Source organism: Cupriavidus sp. SK-4 (assembly GCF_000611125.1).
GTDB lineage: Bacteria > Pseudomonadota > Gammaproteobacteria > Burkholderiales > Burkholderiaceae > Cupriavidus > Cupriavidus necator.
Genome location: NZ_JFJW01000098.1, coordinates 86,314 through 103,224, shown reverse-complemented (window position 1 = coordinate 103,224; position 16,911 = coordinate 86,314). Strand labels below are relative to the sequence as shown.

The 16,911-nt window shown below is 67.5% G+C and carries 19 protein-coding genes; 3 read left to right on the top strand and 16 right to left on the bottom strand.

Annotated elements, in window-relative coordinates; genetic code table 11:
* From CF68_RS21545 to CF68_RS21530, 4 genes are all read right to left on the bottom strand, one after another.
* Window positions 1-972: PilW family protein (locus CF68_RS21545; RefSeq protein ID WP_235205845.1), on the bottom strand; the 972-nt coding region annotated here is incomplete at its 3' end.
* The gene (locus tag CF68_RS21540) at window positions 969-1,592 is read right to left on the bottom strand and encodes a prepilin-type N-terminal cleavage/methylation domain-containing protein (RefSeq protein WP_051591623.1); all 624 of its coding nucleotides are present in this window, start codon (window positions 1,590-1,592) and stop codon (window positions 969-971) included. The genes CF68_RS21540 and CF68_RS21545, both read right to left, overlap by 4 nt.
* Entirely contained in the window at window positions 1,589-2,083 is a 495-nt protein-coding gene (locus CF68_RS21535; protein WP_013955503.1) for a GspH/FimT family pseudopilin, read from the bottom strand. The genes CF68_RS21540 and CF68_RS21535 overlap by 4 nt, the downstream gene beginning before the upstream one ends.
* Before the next feature lie 2 nt (window positions 2,084-2,085).
* A complete protein-coding gene (locus CF68_RS21530) occupies window positions 2,086-2,457 on the bottom strand; it encodes a type IV pilin protein (RefSeq protein ID WP_035822700.1) in 372 nt (123 codons plus the stop codon).
* 445 nt (window positions 2,458-2,902) lie between these two features.
* Here CF68_RS21530 and CF68_RS21525 point away from each other — a divergent pair, with 445 nt between their 5' ends.
* Window positions 2,903-3,811, top strand: a complete 909-nt coding sequence (locus CF68_RS21525) for a MurR/RpiR family transcriptional regulator (RefSeq protein WP_035822697.1) — start codon at window positions 2,903-2,905, stop codon at window positions 3,809-3,811.
* 17 nt (window positions 3,812-3,828) lie between these two features.
* On the opposite strand, the gene CF68_RS21520 is transcribed toward CF68_RS21525, so the two are convergent.
* The 4 genes from CF68_RS21520 to CF68_RS21505 all read right to left on the bottom strand — a co-directional run bounded on the left by CF68_RS21520 (window position 3,829) and on the right by CF68_RS21505 (window position 7,481).
* On the bottom strand, window positions 3,829-4,179 hold the full coding sequence (locus CF68_RS21520; RefSeq protein WP_035822695.1) for a hypothetical protein: 351 nt from the start codon (window positions 4,177-4,179) through the stop codon (window positions 3,829-3,831).
* Between the two features lie 48 nt (window positions 4,180-4,227).
* Window positions 4,228-5,700 carry an HdeD family acid-resistance protein gene (locus CF68_RS21515; RefSeq protein ID WP_035822692.1) on the bottom strand — a complete coding sequence of 491 codons (1,473 nt, stop codon included), beginning with the start codon at window positions 5,698-5,700 and terminating at the stop codon, window positions 4,228-4,230.
* A gap of 94 nt (window positions 5,701-5,794) precedes the next feature.
* Window positions 5,795-6,295 carry an ion channel gene (locus CF68_RS21510; RefSeq protein WP_035822690.1) on the bottom strand — a complete coding sequence of 167 codons (501 nt, stop codon included), beginning with the start codon at window positions 6,293-6,295 and terminating at the stop codon, window positions 5,795-5,797.
* A 178-nt stretch (window positions 6,296-6,473) separates the two neighbouring features.
* Window positions 6,474-7,481 carry a collagen-like protein gene (locus tag CF68_RS21505; protein WP_035822688.1) on the bottom strand — a complete coding sequence of 336 codons (1,008 nt, stop codon included), beginning with the start codon at window positions 7,479-7,481 and terminating at the stop codon, window positions 6,474-6,476.
* A gap of 486 nt (window positions 7,482-7,967) precedes the next feature.
* Here CF68_RS21505 and CF68_RS21500 point away from each other — a divergent pair, with 486 nt between their 5' ends.
* Entirely contained in the window at window positions 7,968-8,261 is a 294-nt protein-coding gene (locus tag CF68_RS21500) for a hypothetical protein (RefSeq protein ID WP_035822686.1), read from the top strand.
* Window positions 8,262-8,345: 84 nt separating this feature from the next.
* Here the strand turns inward: CF68_RS21500 and CF68_RS21495 are convergent, their stop codons facing one another.
* A complete protein-coding gene (locus CF68_RS21495) occupies window positions 8,346-8,687 on the bottom strand; it encodes an RcnB family protein (protein ID WP_035822684.1) in 342 nt (113 codons plus the stop codon).
* Between the two features lie 400 nt (window positions 8,688-9,087).
* On the opposite strand from CF68_RS21495, the gene CF68_RS21490 reads away from it, so the two are divergent.
* Window positions 9,088-10,320, top strand: a complete 1,233-nt coding sequence (locus tag CF68_RS21490; protein WP_235205844.1) for a GGDEF domain-containing protein — start codon at window positions 9,088-9,090, stop codon at window positions 10,318-10,320.
* Here the strand turns inward: CF68_RS21490 and CF68_RS21485 are convergent.
* From CF68_RS21485 to CF68_RS21455, 7 genes are all read right to left on the bottom strand, one after another.
* On the bottom strand, window positions 10,272-11,207 hold the full coding sequence (locus CF68_RS21485) for a BMP family protein (protein ID WP_035822682.1): 936 nt from the start codon (window positions 11,205-11,207) through the stop codon (window positions 10,272-10,274). The two genes, CF68_RS21490 and CF68_RS21485, sit on opposite strands and share 49 nt — an antisense overlap.
* Window positions 11,204-12,190, bottom strand: a complete 987-nt coding sequence (locus CF68_RS21480; protein WP_084187370.1) for a tripartite tricarboxylate transporter substrate binding protein — start codon at window positions 12,188-12,190, stop codon at window positions 11,204-11,206. Before CF68_RS21480 ends, CF68_RS21485 begins: the two co-directional genes overlap by 4 nt.
* A 15-nt stretch (window positions 12,191-12,205) precedes the next feature.
* On the bottom strand, window positions 12,206-13,255 hold the full coding sequence (locus CF68_RS21475; protein WP_235205843.1) for a porin: 1,050 nt from the start codon (window positions 13,253-13,255) through the stop codon (window positions 12,206-12,208).
* Window positions 13,256-13,491: 236 nt separating this feature from the next.
* Window positions 13,492-14,040 (bottom strand): hypothetical protein, encoded by a 549-nt coding sequence (locus CF68_RS35560; protein ID WP_152548528.1) that lies wholly within the window; start codon window positions 14,038-14,040, stop codon window positions 13,492-13,494.
* A gap of 111 nt (window positions 14,041-14,151) precedes the next feature.
* Entirely contained in the window at window positions 14,152-14,928 is a 777-nt protein-coding gene (locus CF68_RS21465) for an enoyl-CoA hydratase (RefSeq protein ID WP_035822676.1), read from the bottom strand.
* A 15-nt stretch (window positions 14,929-14,943) separates the two neighbouring features.
* A complete protein-coding gene (gene actP / locus CF68_RS21460; protein ID WP_035822674.1) occupies window positions 14,944-16,596 on the bottom strand; it encodes a cation/acetate symporter ActP in 1,653 nt (550 codons plus the stop codon).
* Complete coding sequence (locus tag CF68_RS21455) at window positions 16,596-16,904, bottom strand: DUF485 domain-containing protein (RefSeq protein WP_035822672.1); 309 nt, start codon at window positions 16,902-16,904, stop codon at window positions 16,596-16,598. Before CF68_RS21455 ends, actP begins: the two co-directional genes overlap by 1 nt.
* Window positions 16,905-16,911 lie beyond the last annotated feature (7 nt).

Genomic DNA, 16,911 nt, shown 5'->3' with positions numbered 1-16,911 from the left:
ATGGAGGGGGCCGGGGGCCGCCGCGCGGCCGAGGTCATAGGTGCGGTTGTCTGAATGCCCGCCCGAGGGCTTCAGCGTGCGCGCCAGCAGGTGCACGCGCACCGTGGTGACATTGGCTAGGTTGTTGAGCACCACGCCCCAGTCATAGCCGGGAACGGCGGTGCAGACGGCGCTGTTGTTCACACGGGGATCGGACACGTAGCAGTCGGCCGAGCCGTTGCTGTCCTGGTCCACGCCGTACAGAACATGCATGTCCTGCACCCCCTGCGCGACCGAGCGCGGCTGGAACGCCCCGTTGACCAGCTCGGCCATCTTCAGCGTGGGGATGCCGTCGCCGCCGTTGCTGCAGCGGTCGCAGTTGGCCAGGTAGAAGATGCGCACCATGGCACGGCGCAGTTCGGCCGGCTGGGCCGGATCGCAGGCCTTGGTGCGCAGCCCGAAGGCCGCCGCGCCGCTGGCATCGAAGACAAAGGTCTGCGTGTCCTGCGAACAGGCCGATACCTGCAGATAGGGCACGCCCGGCGCCGGGGCGGCAACCGCCGTGGTCGACACGCGCCGAATCACCAGCACCTCGGAAGTCGGCGCCAGGTCCGGCAGGCATGGTGCCGCCACGCCCGGCGCATAGCCGGTCAGCGCCACCGGCACGGTTTCGGCAGTGGGCGAGAAGCCAAGGGCGGCGGCATCCGTTGCGCACAGCGCCGGATCCGCGGCCTTGGTGCTGCGTGCAATGTTGCCGACGCCGAAGAACCCCGCCAGCTCCACTTCGCGCCGGATCTGCTCCAGCGCGTAGCGGCCGTTCTCGACCTGCTCGGCAGACTTGACGAATTCGGTGCGCGACAGGCTGTTGGCCAGGTACAGGCTCGCCAGCGCGGTCAGCAGCACCAGGCCGATGGTGATGCCGATCATCAGCTCGACCAGCGAGATGCCGCGCTGGCGGCGCAGGCGGCGCGCGGACAGGCGCAGGGGGCTCATGACACGGTTCCCAGGGTGCCGATGCGGATCTGCGTGCTGACCGCGCGGCGATAGGCATCGTTGCCGTACTGGCCCTTGCCGCAGCCCAGCGCGGGCGCGCCGGTGGTGGCCAGGCCCTGCCAGGCCACGGTGATGCGGTAGATATTGTTGACGGCGTCGACGGTCTCGATGCAGCCGCGCGCGCCGATCATCGCGCCGACGGCCTGGGCGGCATCAGCGGCGCTGGCCCCCAGGCGCATCTCGGCACTACCCAGCAGCGCGGTGTTCCAGGCCTGCAGGTCCGCATCGGCGGTAGCCTTCTGCGCGGCGGTGCCCTGCGTGCACGCCGCCGGCGGCGCCGCCGCGCTGCCCAGCTGCATGCCGGTCGCGCCGTTGGCATAGCACGATGCCACCTGGCGGTTGGCGTTGAGGCGCGCAACCATGTCCTGCAGCAGCGCCAGCGCCTGCACGCGCTGGTAGGACTCCATCTCGGTCTGGCCCGAGCGCGCCACCAGCCCGGCGGTGCCGAGCAGCGCGACCAGCAGGATCACCGCCGCCACCAGCACCTCGATCAGCAGGAAGCCGCGCTGCGTGCGGCGGACAGGCATGCACGGCCGCAGCCGCGGAATTCTTTGCTTCATGAGCAGGCTCCCGTGGCGGAAGCGACGCGGCCTGTCTCGCTGACCTGCACGCAGACGCGCGACGCCGCTGCCGTATCGCCGTTGGGCGCCACTTCGAAAGTCATGGCCGCGCCCGTGAGGCGACCGTCGTTGCCAAGCGCAAGGGCCCCGGCAGCGCTGGGCGTGATGGTCAGGCCGCCGTAGGGCCCGAAGCTGCGCACCGTCTCGGCGCCTGCGGTGACTGCCCAACCGGCAGTCCATGCGGCACCGGTGGCTGCCAGCGTGACCGTGGCATTGCGCTTGACTGCCTCGCTGCGCGCCAGCAGCAGCGCCGAGGTCAGGTCAAGCGAGGCGCCGCGCACGCGCTGGTTGGCGATCAGTGAAGAGAACGACGGCGCCGCCGCGACCGCGAGGATCGCCAGCACCGACATGGCGCACAGCAGTTCGACCAGGGTGAAGCCGCGGCGGGTGGGCCGGCCGGGCGAAGACGGCGGGAACGTGGCGCGCCGCATGGTCAGTTCCAGCAGTCGGTGCCTGAACCAGACGCGGATTTCGCGCCGGCACTGGTCAGCGTCAGCGAGCCGCAGTCGGCGTCGCCGGCGAGCTGGCTGCCCTTGGGCGTGGCCACGATGCTGTAGCCGGGCGGCAGCGCCGCGTTCGGCGTCACGGCGACGTCGTAGCGCGTTGCCTGCGCGGCCGGCACCGACATGCCCAGCGCGCCCAGATTGGCGGCGTAGGCGCGGTTATCGACCAGGTAGCGCTCCTGGGCGCCCGAGACCTCCAGCATGAAGGACTCGATCGCGGCCCGGTGCGAGCGCACGACGTGACGGCTGTAGCTTGGAATAGCGACGGCGGCAAGAATGGCAATGATCGCCACGGTGATCATCACCTCGATCAGCGTGAAGCCATGCGCTGCCCTGGCGCCGCGCAGGCGCCAGCCCCGGCACGGATTGCCGGTTGCCCCAACTTCCCCAATGACNGGCCCCGAACCGGCGGGTTGCCCCTCCCGCCGTGTCGCACTGCCGGGCTTCTATGTCCCATGCTCGCGCTCCGATACCAATTATGTTCCGGATGACCAATTCCGGAGGTTATGGCGCGGAGTGTAAGTCACGATCTGTTAATCGGGTAAGGAAAATATGATGCCCGCTGGCCGGCGTTGTAGCGAACAGACAGTGGCGTTACGAGATCTGCTCAGGACATAAAGCCAAGGCATACGGCAGACGTTATCCGTCAGTGAGGGGGAACCCTGCCCCGCCCTGGTTCGACTGGCCCGATGCGCGCCCGGGCGCACCTGTGCAACAATCGTTACAAACACCGAATCCGGAATGCCCATGCCGCCCGACAGCCCTACCCCATCGCCGCAAGCGCCGCCGCAGGACCTGGAAGCCCTGCTGGCGCTGCTGCGCAGCAACTTCCCCACGCTCAGCACGCAGTTCCAGGGCGGCGCGCGCTACCTGCTCGACCATCCGCAGGACGTAGCGGTGCTGTCGATGCGCAAGATCGCGGCCAGTGCCGCGGTGCAGCCGGCCACCCTGGTGCGGCTGTCGCAGCACCTCGGCTTCGAGGGCTGGCAGGGGCTGCGTGAGTTGTTCGTCGATGCGCTGCGCGGCGGCAGCCAGCCGTACGCGCGCCGCGCGCGCAAGGTGGTGCGTGAAAGCAGCGCCAGCCGCATGCTGGGCGAGATGCTGGACGCGCAGCACCACAACCTGGACATGATCGCCGCCAACAATGAGAAGACGCTGCAGCAAGCGGCGGAACTGCTGTCGCATGCGGCCTGCGTGCATGTAGCGGGTTTCCGCTCGTGCTTCCCGATCGCGTTCACCTTCCACTATGTCTACCGGCTGTTCCGCAGCTCGGTGCATCTGATCCGCGCCGATGCCGGCACGCTGGAGATGGAGCTGCGCGGCCTGGCGCCCAAGGATGCGGTGCTGGTGGTCAGCTTCGCCCCCTACTCGCAGGAAAGCATCCGCGTCGCCGCCGCCGCGCGCGAGTGCGGCTGCAAGGTGATCGCGCTGACCGACAGCACGGTCGCGCCGATCGCGCTGGCGGCGGACTGCACGCTGCTGTTCTCGGTGGAAAGCCCGTCGTTCTTCCCGTCAGTCACCGCTGGCGTGGCCGTGGTCGAGGCCCTGGTCGAGCAGCTGCTTGCGCGCAAGGGCAAGGGCGCGATCCGCGCGCTGGAGCAGGCCGAGGGCGAGCTGCATCGGACCGGGGCGTATGTGGCGGCGGGGCGCGAGTGAGGGTGGCCCCCAGTCACTCACTGCGTGCACTTCTCCCGGTACGCCTGCTGCAGCGACTTCTTCGGCCGGTCACGCTCCAGTTCCGGGATCATGCGGCCTTGGGCGGTCTCGATGGCCGGCTGGGTGGCACGGTATTCGCGCTTGGGCGCTTCGGCGATCTGCGCGGCCAGGGCGCGGCATTCGTCCGACTGGATGCTGCCCGGCGTCGCGGCCGGGTCGGGACGGTAGGGCGTGGTGCCCTGCTGCACCGCTTCGTTGATGGCGGCGGCGGCAGCGCTGTCCCCGTCCGGCCTCTGCGCATGCGCGCTGCAGGCCATCGCCAGGGCAGCGATGGCGGCAATGCGGGTCAGGGTTCGCTGGCTCGGCATGATGGCTTCTCTCCTGTGGCTCGATGAATTTATGCAAAGGCTGCCAGCTTAATCGTTCGCGGCCTGTCTGACACTACCGGCATTTCCGGCATTTGCGGCGTCGATGCCACCCGCGACGACCCCGCTGCCCTCTGCGCCTGCCTGGGTGCGCGCCGCCTCGCGCCAGTCCTGGCGCTGGCGCCGCATCTGCCCCAGCGCCAGCCGGGTCATGCTGGCCCAGCCGGACGGCCGTGGATCGGCCAGCATGCTGAGCGCGCGCGCGTAGTCCAGCGTCAGGCCGGGCGTCCAGGCCATGGTCTTGGCGCGCTTGCGGATCTGCGCCGCCACCCACAACTCCGGCGTGGTCAGCAGGCGCCAGAGCGGGCGCCAGCCCCTGGCCTCGCGCCAGACCCGGGCCGACGCGCCTTCCAGCGCCGCTTCCAGCGCGTGCGAGACGGTGCTGGAACAGTTGCGGTGGGTCAGGTTGTAGGTGGTGTTCTGGCGGTAGGCGCTCCAGAAACGGTCCAGGCGCTCGGGGTCATAGTTGCGGATGCGCACCTGCACCGTCGACGGGCACCAGGCGCTCGCTTCGGTCTGGTAATCCGGCTGGAACTTGCCGCCCACGTCGTTTTCGCGGGTGGCGCGCAGGATCCGGGTGAATTCGTCGGGCGAGCGGTCGATCTCCTCGGCCGGGTACAGGCTGATATAAATGCCCTCGGGCGATTCCAGCGCCGCATGGCCGGTGGAGATCACGCCGTCGCGGTCCACCGCGGCGATATAGCGGTCGACCAGCGGCTGGCGGCGCGCTTCGCCGCGGGCGGACCCGACCGGGGTCCAGACATGCACGGTCAGCGCATGCTCGCCGGGTTCGGGCGGGCCGTCCCAGATGGTCATGTCGGGCGCATCGGCAGCAGCAGCCGTATCGGTTGCCGGGCCGGCGGCGGCGGGAGCGGCCGGCGTGGCATCGGCTTCGTCCATGCCGGGGTTGCCGTCCAGCCGGCGCAGGCGTGAGGCCAGCAGCAGCATGTTCCAGCCGCCGAAGATCAGCCCCAGGGCCAGGCAATAGGGCACGGTGCCCACATAGTGGGTCGGGTAGGGCTGGTAGAAGAAGATGGCCAGCGCGATCTCGAACACGCCGACGGCTACCGCCAGGCGCCAGGTGCGGAACCGTATCACCCGGGCCGATACGACCTGCAGCAACCCGTCCGCCAGGAACAGCGTGCCGAAGATCATCGACAGCACGAAGTTGCCGTGATGATGGCCGGCCAGGATCAGCACCGCGGCAAGGCAGAACGACACGCCCTTGACCTGCCGCAGCGTGCGCTGCCCGCCGATTCCGGTGCGCGCCACCACCAGCGTTGCCAGCCCTTCCAGCAGCAACACCACCGCGAACGGCGTCATCGGGAAATAGATGGCGTTGTCCAGCGCATCGACAAACATGGCCAGCCCCAGCAGCACGCTCAGGCAGCCCAGCCGCAGCAGGCCGCGCCAGCGCGTGCGCAGGTAGTCCACGCCCAGCAGGATCATCACCAGTCTTGCCATGTCCGGTCTTCTCCTTCCGTTGCCGGGCCGCCGCCGAGGGCGGCCCGTGGTTGGGCCACAAGACAATACACAATCTTTGGCGCGGAGATTCCCGCTAGGGCGCGCGGCGCCCGCCTCCCTCGTCGCGCTCAAGCTCCCAGTCGCGGCGCATCATGACATAGGTGAACGAGGTGGACCAGCCGATCAGGATCAGGCCGACCAGCGGCTCGATGCTGGCGATCAGGCGGCTGGCGCCCACCGGGACGATGTCTCCCAGGCTCTGCGTGGTGAAGGTTTCCAGCGCAAAGTAGGCGTAGACCAGCGCGCTTGGCTGCGCGTGGACGCCGGACACGCCGGCACTGCCCATCGCGGTCAGCCCGCCCAGGCCCAGCACGTGATCGGCGAACCAGAAGCCCAGCGCAAACACCAGCGCTTCCAGGCAGTGGACCACGATGATGCAGACGATCAGCACGCCGATGTTCATGCGCCCGCTCCAGCGCCGGGGGTGTATCGCGGACAGCAGCCGCAGCGCCTCGTAGTGGATGCCGACCACGGTCACGGTCAGTACGGCGGCGCACAACAGGGCCAGCGAATAGTGTTCGGCGGAGGTTTCCATGCGCAGCGGCAGGCCTGGTCGGTGTCCGGGAGGATCGGGAACAGCGCGAAAAAAAAGCCGCCCTCCAAAATAACACCGGAAGGCGTGCAGGAAAACCAGGGAGCGGGTGCGGCTGGCGCGCGGCCGTGCTCGTAGCCCTGGCAGAGGGTCGGTGGCGGCCGGGTGGCCGCCGCATGGATCAGCTGCTGCTCTTGCAGGAGAGGTTGACGTACAGCCCGCCGCCCCATTTGAAGTTGCGGTTGCCACTGACCTGCACCTGGACAATGTCGTTAGCCGCCACCGTCGTCGTGGCCGGCGCCGAGCAGGTCCGCACGGTGGCGCCGAGCCCGCAGGCGGACGCGTCGGTGATGGCAAGCGGGGCGATCGTTTCCAGCGCCGCGCCGCTGGCGACACGGTATGCCGCCAGGGTGTACTTGACGTCGTCATCGGGCACCGGGCCCGCCAGGCTCGCGTTCAGGGTCAGGCCGCCGCTGCAGCCCACCGGCATCACCGCGCCGAAATTCGGATCGTTGCTTTGCCGGTCCAGCGCGGTGCCGGTCATGACATAGGTGCCATTGCCATCCGGCGAGTCGTACACAGCGAAGTTGGCGGTGTAGATCGTCACTCCGGCGCCTGTATCTCCTTGCTGGCCCTGGGGACCGGTGGCGCCAGTCTCGCCGGTGTCGCCCTTTTCGCCCTTTTCGCCCTGCGGGCCTTGCGCCCCGGCCGGACCCGCCGGCCCGACCGGACCGGTCAGGCCGACCACGGAGACCCCGGCTGGCCAGCCCTCTGCCGTCTTCGGGCCGAACAGCGTATTGGTGGTGGTATTGAGGTAGAAGCTGCCTTCGCCGCCATCGGCAGCGGTGGGATCCGCCGTGCCGTGCAGCAGCACGGCGCCGGGCGCGCCGGCCATGCCCTGCGGGCCGACCAGCGACACGCCGGCAGGCCAGGCCCCGTCAGCCTTGGGTCCGTAGAGCGTCGAGGTCGTGGCATTGAGGTAGAAGTCGCCGTCCGTGCCAACGTCCGCCGTGGGCGCATTGGTGCCGGACAGGATGGTCTTGCCGTTCGCGCCGGCCGGGCCGGCCACGCTGGCGGATGGCGCGGCGCTGGCCGGCGCGGAATCGCCGCCACCGCCACCGCAACCTGCGAGCAGGATGGCGAGGCAGGCGAGCGGGATCGCCGCAAGTTTCAGGTCGATGTGTTGCATGAAGGAAGCCCCCCCGGTTTCTCATGAATGTCATGCCCGGATCCGTGCCGGGTGAGCTCAATCTAGAGATAGCGGCGATTCCGATAAATCGTGCATTCGCATGGGCTGTTTCATTAATGAAGCGAATTTCCGGAGCAGCGGAAAACTGCCCCGCCCCAATAGCGTCAATGCCTGTTTAAAATCCGGATGACTCGGGATAATGATTATGAAAATACCCGGATTGCCGTGCCTGGCGGTAACACGGCGGGCGCCTGGCCCAATTCAGAGCGGGCGGATTCAAGCATCGCACGACCGCATCCGTGCGTGCCGGTGCGACCGGGAAATACCGGCAATATCTCGCCCAAATGGTTGAGTTCCGGATGAGATGGCGTGGCTCCGGGCTGTTCAAAAGAGAAACGAATAATCGCCATTTACCCCTTCGTGGGGGGATATGCGCAGCACCGGCAAAACCAGCCCGCACCCGGCCAGGCGCAGGATGGCGCGGCCATGGACTATGCTGGAAATCCCAACAGCGTCTTCGCGGAGGCCATCGTGCGCAAATCTGTCCTTTTCCTTACGGCACTGCTGCTGGCCAGCGCCCCCGGCCTGGCGCTGGCCCATAACTGCCCCAATGAGATGAAGGCCATCGACGCCAAACTGTCGACCAAGCCGGCGCTGTCGCCGGAAAATTCCGCCAAGGTTGCCAAGCTGCGCGCCGACGGCGAGACCTATCACAAGGCCGGCAAGCATGACGAATCGATGAAATCGCTGCTCGAAGCGAAGAAGATCCTGGGTATCTGATACCCATCGCAAAAGAAGAGCCGCCACGCGCCAGGCGTGGCGGCTTTGTTTTTTTTCCCGCGGTCGTCGCCGCAGCAGGCCGGGTCAGGAACCCGATCCGACCTGCTGGACTACGCCGTTGGGCGCCACCAGGTAATATTCCGCGCCAATCCCGACCCAGCGCGTGCCCTTGCGCGGCGCGGGCAGGTTGTATTGCTTGTAGTCGTCGATCACATACTGGCGGTCCCTGAACTCGGTGGGCAGCCGGTCACCCTTCTTCCATTGCTGCACCTGCATATAGGGCGAGTTCTGCGCCGCCGGCGCGGAGGCGGCCATGGGATCTGCCATCGGCTTGGACTTGGCACCACCACCCTGCGCCATCGCAAACGGCGCCGCCAGCACGCTTGCCGCCAGCAACAGCGCCGGCATCGCTTTTTTGGTCTTCATCGTGATCTCCTTGCGTACGGGAAAACCGAACTGCCGGAGGATCCGGACAGCATCTACCAGATTAGTCACAAATACGGACAACTGCGGCATCGGCCATCCATGGCGCCGGCGCTCGATATGACCGAGGGGGCATTCGCGCCCTGACAGATTGTTCACAATTGTTTGCCGGTTGGCACCCATAGGGGGGGAGCCGCTGACGCCACCCGTGACTAGAATGGGTCCTGACAGAAACAATTTGTTACGGGCGGCCGCTACTCAGTCTGTCAGCGGGCCGCGGCCCCGCAGCCCGCCGCTGCGGGCGCGCACCGCCCTCGATGTTCCCTGGCTTACGCCCTGTTCACGGCGCTTCGCACGCGGGCACCCGTCCCTGCCAGAGAACCATAAAAACTGGGGACTCTCCGTGTTGCACGATACTGGTCAATTCCTGGCCCTGGTCAATCCTGCCATTGCCATCCTGCTTTCGCTCTGCTTCCTGCTGGCCTGGAACCATGAGCGCACGCGGCACTACCTGCTGCAGCTCGGTGCCTGCTATTTGCTGTACGCGGTTGCCATCGGCCTGCAGATCGTCTGGCAGCCGCGCAACGGCGGCGGCAATGCCACGGTCACCGGTGCGCTCTACCTGGGCAGTGCCGTGCTGATGCTGCGTGGCATGCTGGCGCGCATCGGCGCGCGCGTCGATACCTGCGCGCTGGTGTCGCTGCCGCTGGCCCTGTTTGCTGCGCTTGCCTGGTTTGATTTCGTGCAGCCCCAGCTGGTCGCCCGCATCTACATCCTGAATGTCGGCATCGCGCTGATCCTGCTGCTGGGGATCGCGCCGCTGGCCCGCCTGCGCACAGGCAGCACCGCGGACCGGGTGCTGTTCTGGGTCTTCCTGCTGTTTGCCCTCCATTTCCTGCCGCGCACGGTGCTGACCGTTGCTCCGGCCACCGGTCAGGACGCTGCCGTCCTCACCCGCTCGGCCTACTGGCTGTGGCTGCAGGCCACCATGGCATTGCTGCTGCTTACGCTGGCGCTGGCGCTCCTGGCGGCGACCACGCTGGACGTGATCGAGGGCCTGCGGCATGAACGCGACACCGATCCGCTGACGCAGCTGCACACGCGCCGCAGCCTGGAGGCGCTGGCCGCGCGGGAAATCCCGCCACCTCAGGGCAAGCCGCTGAGCGTGCTGCTGTGCGACCTCGACTTCTTCAAGTTCATCAACGACAACTACGGACACAGCGCCGGCGACGCGGTGCTGGCGCAAATCGGCCGGATCATCGCCGCTGGCATCCGGCGGCGCGATATCGCCGCGCGCCTGGGCGGCGAGGAGTTCGTCGTGCTGTTGCCCGATACCCCGCCCGATGCAGCCTTGCACCTGGCCGAACGCTTGCGCCAGACGCTGGAGAGCACGGAAATGGACGTGCTCCCGGGCATGCACACGGTGACCGCCAGCTTTGGCGTGGCCACGCTGCGGCCCGGCGAAGACCTGGAAGCGCTGCTGATGCGCGCGGACAACGTGCTGTATGCGGCCAAGAACAAGGGCAGGAATTGCGTGGAATGGGAGCGGGAGGCCGGCCTGCTGCCGTGCCTCCCGTCCGGCGGCGGCTACGCAACCGTAGGCGCATCGCCCACAGCAAACTCCGCCCCGTCATAGCCCTCAGCCACGGCCACGCCGCCATCGAGCAACCGCTGGCTCCAGTAGTCGACCGCCGCGCGCGCGGCCTGGCTGACATCGCGGCCCAGGGCAAGGCGGACGGCCGCAGGCGCTTCCAGCCCGAAGCTGCGGGTGGTTCCCCACGCAATTTGGTCCCGTCTGAAATCCCCGATCGCCTGCTCGACGCACAAGCCGCTGTCGGCCACCGCGGAAGCCAGGAAGACATCGGGATGCCTGCTGGTCCAGTCGAGCACGTTGCCGATCTGGCGGATACCCGCGGCACGGCAGGCAGCGATGGCGCCGTCGCGGCCACCGTCGATCATCACAAAGACGATATCGGCACCGGCGCGGGCCTGCGCGGCAACCGCGTCGCCGGCCAGCGCCGGATCGTGCTGGTTGCCGCAGAAGGTCGTGAGTGCCGGCAGGCCAGGCACTACGCTGCGCACGCCATGGAGAAACGCCGCGCGCCCCTTCAGCCCGGGGCGCACCTTCTCGCCCGACAAATGGGCAACCATGCCGGTGCGAGAGTCCGTCGCCGCCAGCACGCCAGCAAGGAAGGCGGACTGTTCCTGCAGCACCTCATAGCTCGCGGTATTGGCGCACAGCACGCTGCCCTGCGTGACCACGAAGCGCCGGGCGGGATGGCGAGCCGCGGCAACAGAAACGGGATAGTCCCCCTGTCCGCCATGCGCAACGATCAGGTCCGGGCCGGTCTGGCACATCGCCAGCAACGCTGCGGCACGCGCCTGCGGATCCGGATCGGCAATCCACGTCACCGCCACGTCGTGGCCGGCATTGCGTGCGCGCATGGCGCCGGCATACCCGGCTTGGTTGAAGCTGCCGCGTCCTTCGGGCCCGAACAGCACTACCTGGATGCGCACGCTCATGACAGCGTCGCCCCGGTTGCCGCGACCACGGGACCCCAGGCCTGCGCCTGCTGCCGCACGTAGGTGGCAAACTCATCCGGCCTGCGCTCGGCCAGCACAAAGCCCTGGGCTTCCAGGCGGCCGCGCAGGGCCGGTTGTTGCAGGATGGCCTGCAGTTGTTGATGCAAGCGTTGCACGATGTCCTCAGGCAGGTTGGCCGGCGCGGAGACGCCGACGAAGTTTTCGGCCACCAGGCCGGGATAGCCGGCTTGCGCCACGGTGGGCAGCTGGGGCGCCTGCGGCACGCGTTGAGCCGAGGTCACCGCCAGCAGGCGCAAGGCGCCGGACTGCAGCAACGGCAGGTTCTGCGGCAGGGCATCTACCGCAAACGGGATCTGTCCGCCGAGCAGGTCGGCGCGCATCGGACCCGCTCCCTTGTATGGCACGTGCGTCAGCCGCAACCCCGCCTGCTGGCCAAACTGCTCGCCGACGATATGCGCCACCGACGCCGCCCCGCCGCTGCCGAACGGCACCGGGTCGCGCTGCGCGCGGATCCACGCCGCCAGCTCCGCCAGGTTGCGTGCCGGCACCGACGGATGCACGGCAAAGACCGTCGGCACCGCGCCGATGTAATGCACGTGCGTGAAGCTGCGTACCGGGTCGTAGGCGGGCCGCCTGAGCAGGAACGGCGAGATGCTCAGCGCCGCCGAGTTCGACATCAGCAGCGTGTAGCCGTCATTGGGTGCCGCGGCGACCGCTGCCGCGCCAATCGTCGATCCCGCCCCCGGGCGGTTGTCGGTCACGAATGGCTGCCCCAGCTTTTCCTGCAGCACCGGTGCCAGCAGCCGCGCCACGATGTCGCTGGACCCGCCCGGCGGGAAGGTCACCACCAGCCGCACCGGATGGCGCGGCCATGCCGCGGCGACGCTGTCCGCGCGCGCCGGCATCCCCGGCAATGCCGGCACGGCCAGCGCCGCGGCAAGGAACTGTCTTCTCGAAATCACGATGGCGCTCCGGCTTTACAAGCGATGGCGCAGGCCGACGCCGCCGCCGAACTTGTTGCCACGCACGCCGATGAAGGCGGGCAGCGCATAGCTGCCGCTGATGCGGTTGAAATCGGCTTCCGCATAGACGCTGGTGCGTTTGGACAACGCGTACTCAGCCACGCTGGTCAGCATCAGCCGGTGGCCGCTGGCGGCGGTCTGCCGGTCATAGCCGGCCGCCAGCGACACCGCCAGCGCGGGCGTTGCCTGCACCGTGGCGCCGCCGGTCAGCACATGGTTGCGGGTCGGGCTCAGGTGGAAGCGGTTGCCCAGGTACCCGAGCGCCAGCTTGACGCGCCCCAGCTGGCTGCTGCCGCCGATGCCCCAGATCGTGCGTTTCTCTTCGGTCGCCAGGGCATTGGAGCTCTGGAACAGGGCACCCACGTCGATCCGTGCCGCGGTCCAGGCCAGCGCCAGCCCCCGGCTGCTGCTGGCCGCCGCATCGCCCGGCACTTCGCCGAAGGTGTAGTGCGCCGCTGCCGAGAACGCGCCCCACTTGCCCGCGTACTTCGCCATGTTGTCTTGCCGCGGACCGGTATAGCCGTTGAGGATGGCCACCGCATCGAGATTGGGATGGCCGTAGGGCTGGAAGCGGAAGGTCGCGTCATAGGCCGTGGTGAACTGGCGGCCGAACGTCAGCTTCCCCCACGCCTGGTGCTCGATCCCCAGGTAAGACTGCCGGCCGAACAGCCGGCCTGTACCCTGCGTGCCAACCTGTCCGTAGTTCGACGCCGCGGTGCCTTGCAGCGAAGTGCCCGAGGCCAGGTCGAAGCCGCTTTCCAGGTTGAACAGCGCCGACCATCCCGCACCCAGCGCCTCATTGCCGCGCACGCCCCAGCGCGAACCGCTGAAGTAGCCCTCGCTCAGTTCAGCCAGGCGCTGGTCCCCGCGGTTGTTGTCCGAGTAGCGGACCATGGTGTCGATCAGGCCATAGACCGATATGGAAGTCGATACTGATTGCGCCTGCGCCTGCGCCTGCTGCGCAACGCCGCAGCTCGCCCCCGCCAGCACGCCGGCAAGCGCCATGGCGCGACTGCGCCTTGTGTTCCCCACCTTCACGCACCACCCTCCTCTTTGCATACAAATTACGAATGCAAAATATAGGGTGTGGCCGCACATCCGCATACGAATGTGTGCGCATGAGGAAATGCGGTTCGTGGATGGGCGAAGCCATCGACTCAAGCACGGCATCGCGCGCCTGCGTGTAAGCGCGCGTGAACGTGCCGCCGTCTCGCTCAACGTTGGACCTGATTGCCCATTCCTCAAGGGACAGGGCCGCCAATCGGGGTCCACGCGAAGAATAGTTCATGGCGCTGCTTGTGCCGTAGCCATTGCACCGCACAGGTGGCACAGCGGTAGCGCGCTTGTCCGGACGGCGACGCCGGCACTCCGACCGGCCGCAGCGCCGCATGCGGCCAGCAACGGCGCGCGTCCCGCATCAGAGCCACGCAGTCCTCGCACAGGATTGCCTGCGTTCCTGCCTGGCCCGGTGCGGGCTGACGGACGACTGCTGGCAAGCGCCGCAGGTTTGCGGCATGCCGGCGCGCCGACGTCCAGAACAAGACGCGCAGCGCCTCGTCACCGTCAGGCCTGAGGCCGGCCTCGCACAGACGGACATGCTCAGCGCGCAAGACGTTGAGTTCCGCCGCACTGGCCATGCACAGCAATTGCCGGCGCCCATTGCTGCGCCGGATCCAGTCGTCGACCAGATGCGCCAGGTCCGCGCGGTACTCGTCAGTGCCGGGCTTGCCGGCGCGCCTGGCCAGGGCTTGCGCGGTCCTGCTCAGCGAGCGGACTTCCTTGCGCAGCACGGTCAGGCGGGACAGCAGCGGCGACGGCGCACGCGTTTGCCGCGCAGGTGATGGATGTGCCATGGTTCCGGACAACTGCCATCCCCGCATCAAACGCGCACCGCTGCGCCCTCAGCAATGCGTGAACACCGGCTTGCGCTTCTCCAGGAACGCCGCCATGCCCTCCTTCTGGTCGGCCAGCGCGAAGACGGCGTGGAACAGGCGCCGCTCGAACATCAGGCCGTCGCTGAGCGGGCTCTCGTAGGCGCGGTTCACCGACTCCTTGATCATCATCACCACCGGCAACGAGAACGCGGCGATCCCCGCGGCGGTCTTCATCGCTTCTTCCAGCACATCTTCCGCAGGCACCACTCGCGAAACCAGCCCGGCAACCTCCGCCTCCTGAGCCGACATCAACCGTCCGGACAGGCACAGGTCCATCGCCTTGGCCTTGCCGATAGCACGTGGCAGCCGCTGGGTACCGCCCGCCCCGGGTAGGATGCCGAGGCGGACCTCGGGCTGGCCGAAGCGCGCGTCGTCGCCGGCGATGACGATGTCGCACATCATCGCCAGCTCGCAGCCGCCGCCAAGCGCAACACCCGAAACCGCTGCGATTACCGGCTTGCGCGTGGAGCGCAATCTTTCCCAGTTGCGGGTGATGAAGTCGGACTTGTACGCATGCATATAGTCAAGATCCTTCATGGCCCCGATATCGGCGCCGGCGGCAAACACCTTCCTGCCACCCGTGAGCACGATGCAGCCGATGGCGTCATCCGCCTCGAACGCATCCAGGGCACGGGCAATGCCGTCGAGCACCGCATCATTGAGGGCGTTGAGTGCGTCGGGACGATGGATCTCGATCACGCCTACGCGCCCTGCCACACTGGCGACCACCACATTGCTGGACAAATCAGTCTCCTCTGGTTAGTGAATGCTTGCGCTGTCCGCGCCGATTCCGGTGTGGGCGCGGATGAACTGGCCGCTGTAGGCGCGCTGTTCGGCGCGTGCCCTGGCACTGCGGTCGAGCACGGACACCAGGCAAGTCACCAGGAACGCCGCGCTCATGGAGAACAATGCCGGATGGTCATAGGGGAACGGTGCCGTGGGATTGCCGAAGACCTTGACCCAGACCGCAGGCGACAGCACCACCAGCGACACCGACGACACCAGCCCGACCAGGCCACCAGCCAGCGCGCCACGCGTGGTCAGCCCCTTCCAGTACATGGACAGAATCAGGATCGGGAAATTGACGGAGGCCGCCACGCCAAAGGTCAGCGACACAAGGAAGGCCACGTTCTGGTCCTTGAACGCAATGCCAAGCACGATCGCGATCAAGCCCAGCACCACCGCCGCGCCGCGCGAAACCAGCACCTCGCTGCGAATGGAGGCGTTGCCCTTGCAGATCACTCTGGCGTAGAGATCATGCGATACAGACGACGCGCCGGCAAGGACCAGCCCCGACACCACCGCGAGGATGGTGGCGAAGGCCACTGCCGACAGGAAGCCGAAGAAGACATCGCCGCCCAGCGCCTTGGCCAGGTGCATCACCGGCATGTTGCTGCCACCGATCAGCTTGCCGCCGAGCTGGCCGCCGACGAAGAACTGCGGATCCTGCCCAACGACCACGATCGAGGCCACGCCCAGGGTGGCGATGATGAGGAAGAACAGGCCGATCAGCCCGGTGGCGACAAAGACCGACTTTCGCGCCGCCTGCGCATCGGGCACGGTAAAGAAGCGCATCAGGATATGCGGCATGCCGGCAGTGCCGAACATCAGGCCCAGGCCCAACGAGAACGCCGAAACCGGGTCCGCCAGCATCGATCCAGGCCCCATGATGCGGATGCCGTCCTTGTGCGCCGCGACCGCTTGCGTGAACAGCCGGTCCAGCGAGAAGCCGAAGCGGCTCATGGCCAGGGCCATCAGCATGGCGCCGCCGCCCAGCAGCAGCGCTGCCTTGATGATCTGCACCCAGGTGGTGGCCACCATACCGCCGAAGATCACGTAGACCATCATCAGCACGCCCACGATCACCACCGCCCAGTGGTATTCCAGGCCGAACAGCAACTGGATCAGTTGCCCTGCTCCGACCATCTGCACCACGAGGTAGAAGCAGACCACCGTCAGCGAGCCGAACGCTGCGAACGTGCGCACGCTGTTCTGGTCCAGCCTGAACGACGCAATGTCGGCAAAGGTGAAGCGGCCCAGGTTGCGCAGCCGCTCTGCCATCAGGAACATGATGATGGGCCAGCCGATAAAGCCGCTGATCAGGTAGACGAAGCCGTCATAGCCCTTGGCGAAGATCAGGCTGGACATGCCCAGCAGCGTTGCAGCTGACATGTAGTCGCCGGCAATGGCCAGGCCGTTCATGTTGCCGGAGATGCCACCGCCGGCGGTATAGAAGTCAGAAGCGGTGCGGGTCTTGCCGGCCGCCCACCAGGTGATGCCCAGGGTGAAGGCGACAAAGAGGCCGAACATCGAAATGGCGACCGGATTGAGCGGCTGCTGCGCAGCCGCCGGCATGGCGGCGTTGGCCGTGCCGAGGCCGGCGCATAGCATGAGCGCGAGGACTGGCTTCATCACGCCACCTCCCTGAGCAGCTTGCTGTTCAGGTTGTCGAACTCGGAGTTGGCCTTGTAGACATACAGCCCGGTCAACAGCCAGGAGCCGACGATCAGCAGGCAGCCCAAGGCCCAGCCGAAGCTGACGGGACTGCCTTCCGACACCTGCCTGTGCAGCACCTGCGGCTGCAGCGCGATTGTCGCCAGCAGCCCGAAATACCCCACGAATACCGACAGCGACAGCCACGCCGCCCAGCCGGACCGCTTGCGGATCAGTTCCTTGAAGGTCCTGCTATGCAGGATCCTTGCATGCATTTGCTCACCCATTCTTGTC

Excerpts from the sequence above, each read along its gene's own strand:
- CF68_RS21540 (WP_051591623.1), bottom strand. The coding sequence starts at position 1,592 with ATGAAGCAAAGAATTCCGCGGCTGCGGCCGTGCATGCCTGTCCGCCGC.
- CF68_RS21535 (WP_013955503.1), bottom strand. The coding sequence starts at position 2,083 with ATGCGGCGCGCCACGTTCCCGCCGTCTTCGCCCGGCCGGCCCACCCGC.
- CF68_RS21530 (WP_035822700.1), bottom strand. The coding sequence starts at position 2,457 with ATGATCACCGTGGCGATCATTGCCATTCTTGCCGCCGTCGCTATTCCA.
- CF68_RS21525 (WP_035822697.1), top strand. The coding sequence starts at position 2,903 with ATGCCGCCCGACAGCCCTACCCCATCGCCGCAAGCGCCGCCGCAGGAC.
- CF68_RS21520 (WP_035822695.1), bottom strand. The coding sequence starts at position 4,179 with ATGCCGAGCCAGCGAACCCTGACCCGCATTGCCGCCATCGCTGCCCTG.
- CF68_RS21515 (WP_035822692.1), bottom strand. The coding sequence starts at position 5,700 with ATGGCAAGACTGGTGATGATCCTGCTGGGCGTGGACTACCTGCGCACG.
- CF68_RS21510 (WP_035822690.1), bottom strand. The coding sequence starts at position 6,295 with ATGGAAACCTCCGCCGAACACTATTCGCTGGCCCTGTTGTGCGCCGCC.
- CF68_RS21505 (WP_035822688.1), bottom strand. The coding sequence starts at position 7,481 with ATGCAACACATCGACCTGAAACTTGCGGCGATCCCGCTCGCCTGCCTC.
- CF68_RS21500 (WP_035822686.1), top strand. The coding sequence starts at position 7,968 with ATGGACTATGCTGGAAATCCCAACAGCGTCTTCGCGGAGGCCATCGTG.
- CF68_RS21495 (WP_035822684.1), bottom strand. The coding sequence starts at position 8,687 with ATGAAGACCAAAAAAGCGATGCCGGCGCTGTTGCTGGCGGCAAGCGTG.
- CF68_RS21485 (WP_035822682.1), bottom strand. The coding sequence starts at position 11,207 with ATGAGCGTGCGCATCCAGGTAGTGCTGTTCGGGCCCGAAGGACGCGGC.
- CF68_RS21475 (WP_235205843.1), bottom strand. The coding sequence starts at position 13,255 with ATGGCGCTTGCCGGCGTGCTGGCGGGGGCGAGCTGCGGCGTTGCGCAG.
- actP (WP_035822674.1), bottom strand. The coding sequence starts at position 16,596 with ATGAAGCCAGTCCTCGCGCTCATGCTATGCGCCGGCCTCGGCACGGCC.
- CF68_RS21455 (WP_035822672.1), bottom strand. The coding sequence starts at position 16,904 with ATGGGTGAGCAAATGCATGCAAGGATCCTGCATAGCAGGACCTTCAAG.